Consider the following 8808-nt stretch of genomic DNA (forward strand, 5'->3'; position numbering starts at 1 on the left):
AGCCAGCTTGCCGAGCCGCTTCCCGGTGTAATAGGTATCGCGGTGGGTGAACGTCTCTCGACGCACGGATTCAACCAGCCCCGACAGCCGTTCCAGATCAGCCTCGCTCTCGAGCCTTGGCAGCTCCGGAATAACCCCCTGGAACCTCGCCCGGGTGGTAAAACCATTGCCCTCGGCCAGCTTCATATCACCGCGCGGCGTGTAATAGGCATCCCCGGTAAAGGTCACACCGTCGGCCAATTTGCGCCACTGGTGCGGATACAATCCGAACAACGTGCCAGGCGCCTCGCTTTCGACATGGTTTTCCGTTTCGACCTGATAGGTGGTGACCACGGCGCTCTCATTCTGACGGTAGTCCCAACTGACCTCCGAGTGCGTCACGTGGTTGTAGGCGTACCGCTCAAACAGTGCCAGGGCGTCTGGATCCGGCAAGGCCGCGACACTGAAGTAACGATCTGTCTGGGGTAAGTTGGCGGTAATGGTGGCCGTGCCCAACCCTTCCCAAGAGGTCCCTTCCGGCGCAAAAGCCGCGTAGTGACGCCCCTCCACGGTGAACCCCAACACCGGTGTGTTCTCCGAGCCCGCCCAGACCTGCGCGACGGCCGCATCGGGGGCGGTACTGTCGGTGGAAAACTCCAGCGTCGGATTCCCGGTTTCGTAGTGGGCAAACACATAGGGTGACCCATGCCCGAAAGTCAGGTCCATGGACGCGCCCGGTGCCTCCATTCGGGTCGTCACAAACCAATCGCTGAAATCGTGAACCTTCGCGTTCAGGTTGTCATCGGCGGCACTGTTGCCCAGAACGAAATCCAGGTCTTTGAAGTAGACCGTATCAAACAGCGGGGTGGGCGTACCGTCCACCCACTCTTCCACCGGGTCTGGCATGGCTCCGACGAAGGCATAATCCGCCGTCCAGTAATCACTCTTGTTTGGAGAATAAAGCCGCATCCCATTGCGTTGCGCTTTCAGTGCGAACGGATGGGCATAACTGACGTTGTGGCTACCACGCGTCCCCCAATCCAACCAGGGCTCGTTCACCCCCGCCCACACCAGAGAGCTCCACCAGTCGTTGGTCGGGATCGGTTGCCCCTCAAGGTTGGAGGTAATGTGCTGCGTCTGCTGCACATCCCGGTTGTCCGGGATCGCGGCATCGACTCGACTATCCCATTCGCTGAGATAGCTGCCTGCCCCGACACTGACCGCACTTTCGGTGGGCGTGGTGCTCGGTGGTGGATAGTTCTGCGCGGTAACTGATGTGGCAAAAAACAGAATGCCGAATCCCAAAAGGCGCCTATTCATAGCGGTGACCTCACTCATTGCTGTCATTATTCGGTTTATTGTCCGGCGGCAACGTCATCCCTTGGTTGAAGCTTCAGGGCGTGGCCCTGGCCGCCTGAGGAGGTACTCTGGCAGAATGGTCGCGAGTGTTCGTCCCAGTTTAACGATGGTCAGAAAAGGTGGGGCGTGTCAAAACAGGCAGCGCGCGATGCGCTGAGAAGACAAGGGGTTTCAGGAGATTGTGAGACGCCTCGGGAGCCCGTGCCAACAACCACCGGCCCGCTGGGCAGGCGTTGACACTCCCGCTCGAACATGACACTCCGAAGAGCGGGTTGTGGGTCAGCGCTTGAGCGCTTCCGCCAGGGCATCGCCCACCCGCGAGGCGCCCGACAGCGACCAACCGCCATCGACCGGCAACACCGCGCCGGTAATGAAGTCGGCATCCGCGGAGGCCAAAAACCGGCAGGCCCGATAAATGTCCTCCGCCTGTCCGAGCCGTTTCAGTGGTACCGATGCGGCAACCTGTTCCTGTAGTTCGGGTGAGGGGGCGAGACGTTTCATGCCCTCAGTGTGCTCGATCGGGCCGGGGAGCACCGAATTTACTCGGATTCCTTCCGCCCCCCACTCCTGGGCCAGGGTTCGGGTCAACATATCCACCCCCGCTTTGGCCGCACAGACGTGGGACTGCCCCACCATGGGCAGAACCGCCTGGGGGGCTGAGATCTGAATAACCGATGAGGGACGGCGCAGGTGGGGGTAGACCGCCTGAAGTACATGAAAGCTGCCCAGAAGATCAATCTCCACCACCGAGCGAAAGGCATTGGCCGACATACCCGAGGCCAGCGCCGGGAAGTTGCCCGCCGCACCGGAGACCACCACATCCAGAGGCCCCCACCGGTCGCAGAGCCCGGCCACCCCCTGCTGCAGGGCTTCAGGGGCACGGACATCCGCCGTGAACCCCTCGGCCTCGGCGCCCAGCGCTCGCAGCGCCTCCAGGGTGGCGCGCACCTTGTCTTCGGAACGGCTGACCACGGCGACTCGAGCCCCATCGCGAGCAAAGCCCTCGGCGATGCCGCGATTGATCCCACTGGTTCCGCCCACCACCAGGACCGTCGGTGCCTGGCCATTCTGACCGTTCAGTCGCTCAGTCATCGGGTCTCTTCCTCCGGTTTGCACTCTGACCGCCAATTTATGCCTGAATAGTAGCAGCAATAGATGACACACGCCGAGCTGGCCGGTTACAATCCCGCGTTCGCCCAAACCACACATAGTGACTATGAATATTCGCGATTTACTGAACCACAAGGTCCAGCAGGCCATGCTGTCTGCTCATATCCCCTTCCAGCACCCCCCGATGGTCTCTCCGAGCAAAAAGCCCGGCTTTGGTGACTACCAGGCCAATGGCGCGATGGGCGCGGCCAAGGCCATGAAGACCAACCCTCGGGAGCTCGCGGGTGAGATCATGCGCCACCTGGAGCTGGACGGTATTGCGGAGAAGGTCGAAATTGCAGGCCCCGGGTTCATCAATATTCACCTGGCACCGGAGTGGTTGAGCCAGCAGCTGGGTAAGGCGGCCGATGATACCCGTCTGGGCATCGCCCCCGTGGCCGAGCCACAGACGGCGGTGGTGGACTACTCCTCCCCGAACCTGGCCAAGGAAATGCACGTGGGCCACCTGCGCTCCACCATCATTGGAGACGCTCTGGCCCGCTTGTTGAGCTTTCAGGGCCACCAGGTCATCCGCCAGAACCACGTCGGCGACTGGGGCACCCAGTTCGGCATGTTGATCGCCGAGCTCGAAGAGCAACTGGCGGAAAATCGCGAGGCCACCATGGCCCTGAGCGACCTGGAAGTGTTCTACCAGCAGGCCAAACGGCACTTCGACGAAGACCCGGCGTTCGCCGACAAGGCCCGGGACTATGTGGTCAAGCTGCAATCCGGGAATAGCGATGTGCTGGCGCTTTGGGAGCAGTTCCGCTCGGTCTCCCTGGATCACAGTCAGGAGATCTACGAAAAGCTGAATGTCACCCTCCGCCCGGAGGATGTGCGCGGCGAGAGTTTCTACAACGACGATCTGGCCCCACTGGTGGCCGAGCTCGAGGAAAAGGGGCTTGCGGTGGAGGATCAGGGCGCCAAAGTGGTGTTCCTGGAGGAGCTGGCAGACAAAGACGGCAACCCCTCACCGGTGATCATTCAAAAACAGGGCGGTGGTTATCTCTACGCCACCACCGATCTGGCGGCCCTGCGCTTTCGGGCGGGCGAACTGGGTGCCAACCGCTTGATGTACTTTATCGATGCCCGCCAGTCCCTGCATATGCAGCAGGTGTTCACCGTCGCCCGCAAAGCCGGCTTCGTAGGTGAGAACGTCAGCCTGGAACATCACGCCTTCGGCACCATGATGGGCTCGGACGGTAAACCGTTCAAAACCCGCAGCGGCGGCACCGTCAAACTCGCCGAACTGCTGGATGAGGCCGCCGAACGGGCCGCCGCACTGGTTCGGGAGAAAAACACCGAATTGAGCCCGGAGGCCATGACCGAGATCGGCCGCAAAGTGGGCATCGGTGCGGTCAAGTACGCGGACCTGAGTAAAACCCGCACCAACGATTACGTCTTCAACTGGGATGCGATGCTCAGCTTTGACGGCAACACCGCCCCTTACCTGCAATACGCCTATACCCGAGTGCGCAGCATTTTTCGGCGCGCCGGCGTCCAACCGGACAGTCTGTCCGAGGCGATTCAACTGGTGGAATCCGAGGAGCGGGCGCTGGCCATCAAGCTGCTGCAGTTCAGCGAGGCGCTGGATCAGGTGGCCCGGGATGCCATGCCGCACCTGCTGTGCACCTACCTGTACGACCTCGCCAGCCTGTATATGCGCTTCTACGAAGCCTGCCCGGTGCTGAAAGACGGGGTTCCTGCCGAGTTGCGCGCCAGCCGCCTGCGCCTGTGTGATCTGGTGTCACGCACGCTGGCCCAGGGGCTGGAGCTGCTGGGTATTGAGGTTATGGAGCAGATGTAACCAGGATATCGATCCGCTCCAACACCGCAATCACGGCCTCGCCGCTTTCCGGGCGAGGCCGGAAATACTCTTCCGCCATGGGCGAGACCGAACAGCTCTCCGGCAGCTCCATCCGGTGCTCCACCAGCCGATACAGCCTGGGAATGAACACGAACTGCAGCCACTGGTACAGCTCCAGCGTATCCACCGCAAACGGCTGGGTGCTGGCCAGGGCTTCGGGGTTTGGCGGCGCCTCATCCCACAGGGCGAGCGCGCGCAACTCGCGCTCAAGCTCAAACAGGGTTTCGGCCAACTCTCTGTGAATATCGGTCATGCAATCACTCGCTTGAAAGGCGGTAATGAATTGAGCAGCGCTTTGCCATAGCGCTTAGTGACCACGCGTCGATCAAGCAGCGTGATCTTGCCGCTGTCGCTCTCATTGCGCAGCAGACGGCCACAGGCCTGAATCAGGCGCAGCGAGGCGTCCGGCACGGTGATCTCCATAAAGGCATTGCCGCCCCGGGCCTCCACCCATTCGGCCAGCGCCGCTTCGATGGGATCATCCGGCACGGAAAAGGGCAGCTTGGCAATCACCACGTGCCGGCAGTAGTCGCCCGGCAGGTCCACCCCCTCGGCAAAGCTCGCCAGACCAAACAGCACGCTGCCCTGCCTCGCGTCGATCCGCTCCCGATGGGTATCGAGCATGGCCTGCTTGGACTTGTCACCCTGGACCAGAATGCGCTCGCGCCACTCATCAGGCAACTGCTCGTACACATCGAGCATCTGTCGACGGGAGGAAAACAGGACCAGACTGCCCTCACCCGGGTCAAGCAGATCGGGAAGCCCGGTGACCAGGGATTCGGTGTGCCGCAGGGCGTCACCCGCCTCCACCGCCCAGGCCGGCACTTCCAGGCTCGCCTGGGAGAAATCGAACGGGCTGGGCATCTGCGCGTAATGGCTATCCTTGGGGGTACCGGCGCGCATCTGGAACCGGTCAAACCGCCCCAGAGCCGCCAGTGTCGCCGAGGTGACCACCGCGCCGCAGCAGCGGTACCACAGGCTTTTCGCCAGGGTACCCGCGGCCAGAATGGGACTGGAACAGACCTCAATATCAATGCCGGCTCCCGCATCCACGGGGGTCAACCAGCGCGCCCGCGGCACCTCGTCTTTGTCGTCCGGAGTGGCGTAGCTGAACCAGAGCTCCCGGTTGGCCTCGGCCCGGGCCTGCCAGGCCCCGAGCGCCGGATAGTGCTGTTCGAGGTCCACTTTGGGCACCGGGCAGTGGGCATCTTCCATGGCTTCACTGACTTCCGCGACCATTTTATCGAGCAGGTCCGACAGCCGGTCAAAGCCCCGGTGCAGCTCGACCGAGGGCAACACCAGCGACTCCGGCAACTGCCCCCCGGGGAATCGATAGTGACTCTGTCGGTCGTCCAGGGCCACTTCCTGCGCCAGCGCATCCAGGGCCGGGTGCAGTTGCTCCAGCCGCTGCTTGCAGTCCATCAGGGCCGCCGGCAATTGTTCGGCAAAGCGGTCGACATTGCCCGCGCCACTGATGTGGCCCAGCATGGTGCCCAGCGCCTTGTTGCACTGATCCAGCCAGCGCACGGTGCTGACCACACGGCTGTGATGGGCAAAGTGATTCAGCGCCTTGGTGGGCAATTGGTGGCCTTCGTCAAACACGTAAATGCTGTCTTCGGGGCTGGGCAGAATGGCCCCGCCGCCGAGCGCCAGATCGGCCAGTACCAGATCGTGATTGGTGACGATACAGTCGGCGGTGTGCAGCGCCTCCCGGGCCCGGAAAAAACTGCACACCGACACGTTCGAGCAGCGACGGCCGGTACACTGGCGGTGGTCGGTGGTCACCCGCTGCCAATCCTCCTGCTCGATACCGTCGGGCCAGCTGTCGCGCTCGCCGTCCCAGCGGTTTTGCGCCAGGGCATCGACCATGGAGTCATAGATTTTGACTGCCCGCTCATCCACGGCGGGCAGCTCGTCTTCATACAGCGGACGGGTCGGGTCCAGGCCTTCGTGGATGGTGCTGAGGAGATTATCGAGCTTGCTCAGGCACACATAGCGCCCGCGCCCCTTGGCCAGGGTGAAGCTGAACGACAGCTCACTGTGACGCTTGAGCTCCGGCAGGTCTTTGTTCACCACCTGTTCCTGTAGCGCCACCGTTGCGGTAGACACCACGAGTTTTTTACCCAGCGCCTTGGCGATGATCAATGCCGGCAACAGGTAGCCCACCGTCTTCCCGGTGCCGGTGCCGGCCTCGATCACACAGACATGCCCCCGGCCTTCGCGCTCGCCCTCATCATTCAGCTCAATACCACCGAGGGTACGGGCAATTTCGGCGATCATCAGTTTCTGACCGTAGCGCGCGTTCAGCTCCCGGTTCTGGAGGAACTGGCGGTAGGCCGTCTGAATCTGTTGTTTGACCGCGTCGGTGAGCATACTCAGCGCCGGTCGAGCTTGGCCGCGACCGGATTGGCGTACATGTCCAAGACCAAGGCGCGATGATCCGCCGGGATATTGGCCAGATGCAACTCAAACCGCTGACGCACTTCTCCCAAGTCCTCCGGGGAGAAGGTTTTGGGCGGATATCCGTACTCCATGTCCGGCAAGTCGCCATTCAGGCGCTCCCAGGCCAGACAGTTGGTCGCATGGAGAACGTAGTTGTCCAGAATCTGCCGATCGATCTCCGCCACCACCGCGTCGGTATCCTCGTAGTCTCCGTCGAGCACGTCCCCAAAAGCGACATGCACATGCCCTTTCTGGCCGGCGATGCCCATGGCGATGCTTTTCACATCTTCGTGCTCGGCCTTCTGGTAGCCACCACTGGTGCGCTGCTGATGCAGCTCACGAGCCTTGGCGGCATCACAGGGATCCCACTCGTAGGAAATGGAGACCGGGACGATCTTCAGTTCGCGGACGTATTCGGCAAAGGGCTGGCTCTTGGGTCGACTGAGGCTGAACATGCCCACGACCGCCGAGTTGGTCTTGTCCTTGCCGTCTTTGGCCCGCCCCTCGCGCTGGGCGATCCAGATATTGGCGTGATCTTCGGCAATTGAGTGATGAATGTAGGCGGACAGTTTCTTTGCAGCCTTGAGCTTCTCCCGCGGTGCGCGCGCCGAACGATTCACGATGAAGCTCTTGTTAAGCCGCATCAGATCCGACACATAGTCCTTGGTGAGCAGGTTGTCACCAATGGCGATGCGCAGGGTATTGAAGCCGCCGTGGTACAGGGTCCAATTCACAAACGCCGGGTCCATGGCGATATCCCGGTGGTTGCTGACGAACAGGTAGGCGCCGTTCGGGTCCAGCCGGTCCAGCCCCGAGGTGGTGAGCTCGGTGGTGGTATCGGCAATCATCCGCTGCATGTAGCCCTTGACCACCTCCTGAAAGCCCAGAATGGTGTCCACACCGCGCATCTGCCGGCGCATGGCTTTCTGCACCAACGGGCGCAACAACCAGCCCAGGGGACCGGCCGCCCGAGGGAACTTGAGACGCGCTACGGCGTCTGCCAATTCAGGGTTGGTCAATAATCGCTCCAGGGTGGGGCGAACTTCATGATCATCATAGGGACGAATATCGTCGAACTCGGTCATCACAGGCAGTCTGTAGGAGTCAGGTTAAATCAGGGCCGGAACGGCTACGGGGAAAATGGTCGCACAACATACCGAAAACCCCGCGAAAAAGCCAGTTCCGGGCCGTGATCCAGATCGAAATTCCCACCGAAGGCGATCGACCCTGAAGCCGTAAACCCGTAAACTTATTCCCGGGACAGAGGATCATAAAAGTCCATTCAACAATAACAAGCGAGATAGTCGTCAGCTCATGAAGATTTTGCTGGTCGAAGACAGCGCCACCTTGCGCCACGCCATGTCCCAGTACATCAGCGAGGCAGGCCACACGCCACTCATTGCCCGCAGCGGAGAAGAGGCGTTGCAGCTGCTGGAAGACACGCCGGTCGATCTGATCATCATGGATGTGGAGATGCCCGGCCTGAACGGCTTTGAAACCACGCGCCTGATCCGGGAGTGGCTCGGCGGACACTGGGTGCCGATCATCTTCGTGACCGGGAAGAACGAGGACGAAAGCTATCGCGAAGGGATTGAGGCCGGTGGCGACGACTATCTGATCAAACCGGTCAGCCCCGTGATCATCAAGGCCAAGATCCGGGCCATGGCCCGGATTGCCGAGATGCGCGACCAGCTCAACCAGTTGAATGCGGAGTTGGAAGCCCTCAGCCAACTCGACAGTCTTACCCAGATTCTCAACCGCCGGACGTTCAACGATCAGGCCAACCAACACTGGCGACTCGCGGTGCGTCATCAGACCCCCACCAGCGTACTGATGATCGATGTCGACCACTTCAAGCCCTACAACGATCACTACGGCCACCCGGCGGGCGACCGCTGTCTCAAGCAGATCACGCAAGCGATAAAAGGGTGTCTGCAGCGCCCCTCCGATTTGCTGGGCCGCTACGGGGGTGAGGAATTCATCGCCCTACTCCCGGAAACCGACCTGGCGGG

7 protein-coding genes are annotated in these 8808 nt (G+C 61.5%); 2 read left to right on the plus strand and 5 right to left on the minus strand.

The features are described from left to right. The coding region (locus B3520_RS12235) for a hypothetical protein (RefSeq protein ID WP_286876161.1) at positions 1–1299 on the minus strand (1299 nt) is incomplete at its 3' end. A 318-nt stretch (positions 1300–1617) separates the two neighbouring features. Continuing rightward, entirely contained in the window at positions 1618–2430 is an 813-nt protein-coding gene (locus tag B3520_RS12240; protein ID WP_286806007.1) for an SDR family oxidoreductase, read from the minus strand. Positions 2431–2554: 124 nt separating this feature from the next. Between B3520_RS12240 and argS the strand changes: the two genes are divergently transcribed. Then, positions 2555–4294 carry an arginine--tRNA ligase gene (argS, locus tag B3520_RS12245; RefSeq protein ID WP_123636790.1) on the plus strand — a complete coding sequence of 580 codons (1740 nt, stop codon included), beginning with the start codon at positions 2555–2557 and terminating at the stop codon, positions 4292–4294. Here argS and B3520_RS12250 read toward each other — a convergent pair. From B3520_RS12250 to B3520_RS12260, 3 genes are read right to left on the minus strand one after another with little or no spacing between them, the layout of a single operon-like run. After that, positions 4278–4607, minus strand: coding sequence for a YqcC family protein (locus B3520_RS12250; protein WP_286806009.1), 330 nt, complete (start codon positions 4605–4607; stop codon positions 4278–4280). The two genes, argS and B3520_RS12250, sit on opposite strands and share 17 nt — an antisense overlap. Further along, a complete protein-coding gene (dinG, locus tag B3520_RS12255; RefSeq protein ID WP_286806010.1) occupies positions 4604–6727 on the minus strand; it encodes an ATP-dependent DNA helicase DinG in 2124 nt (707 codons plus the stop codon). The genes B3520_RS12250 and dinG overlap by 4 nt, the downstream gene beginning before the upstream one ends. A gap of 2 nt (positions 6728–6729) precedes the next feature. Further along, positions 6730–7881, minus strand: coding sequence for a 1-acyl-sn-glycerol-3-phosphate acyltransferase (locus B3520_RS12260; protein ID WP_286806011.1), 1152 nt, complete (start codon positions 7879–7881; stop codon positions 6730–6732). A 229-nt stretch (positions 7882–8110) separates the two neighbouring features. Between B3520_RS12260 and B3520_RS12265 the strand changes: the two genes are divergently transcribed. Continuing rightward, on the plus strand, positions 8111–8808 hold a 698-nt coding region (locus B3520_RS12265), incomplete at its 3' end, for a GGDEF domain-containing response regulator (protein WP_286876163.1).

The organism is Marinimicrobium sp. UBA4509 (assembly GCF_002388575.1).
Classification (GTDB): domain Bacteria; phylum Pseudomonadota; class Gammaproteobacteria; order Pseudomonadales; family Cellvibrionaceae; genus Marinimicrobium; species Marinimicrobium koreense.

Coding starts and splice junctions, on each gene's coding strand:
- B3520_RS12240 (WP_286806007.1), bottom strand. CDS start 2,430: ATGACTGAGCGACTGAACGGTCAGAATGGCCAGGCACCGACGGTCCTG.
- argS (WP_123636790.1), top strand. CDS start 2,555: ATGAATATTCGCGATTTACTGAACCACAAGGTCCAGCAGGCCATGCTG.
- B3520_RS12250 (WP_286806009.1), bottom strand. CDS start 4,607: ATGACCGATATTCACAGAGAGTTGGCCGAAACCCTGTTTGAGCTTGAG.
- dinG (WP_286806010.1), bottom strand. CDS start 6,727: ATGCTCACCGACGCGGTCAAACAACAGATTCAGACGGCCTACCGCCAG.
- B3520_RS12260 (WP_286806011.1), bottom strand. CDS start 7,881: ATGACCGAGTTCGACGATATTCGTCCCTATGATGATCATGAAGTTCGC.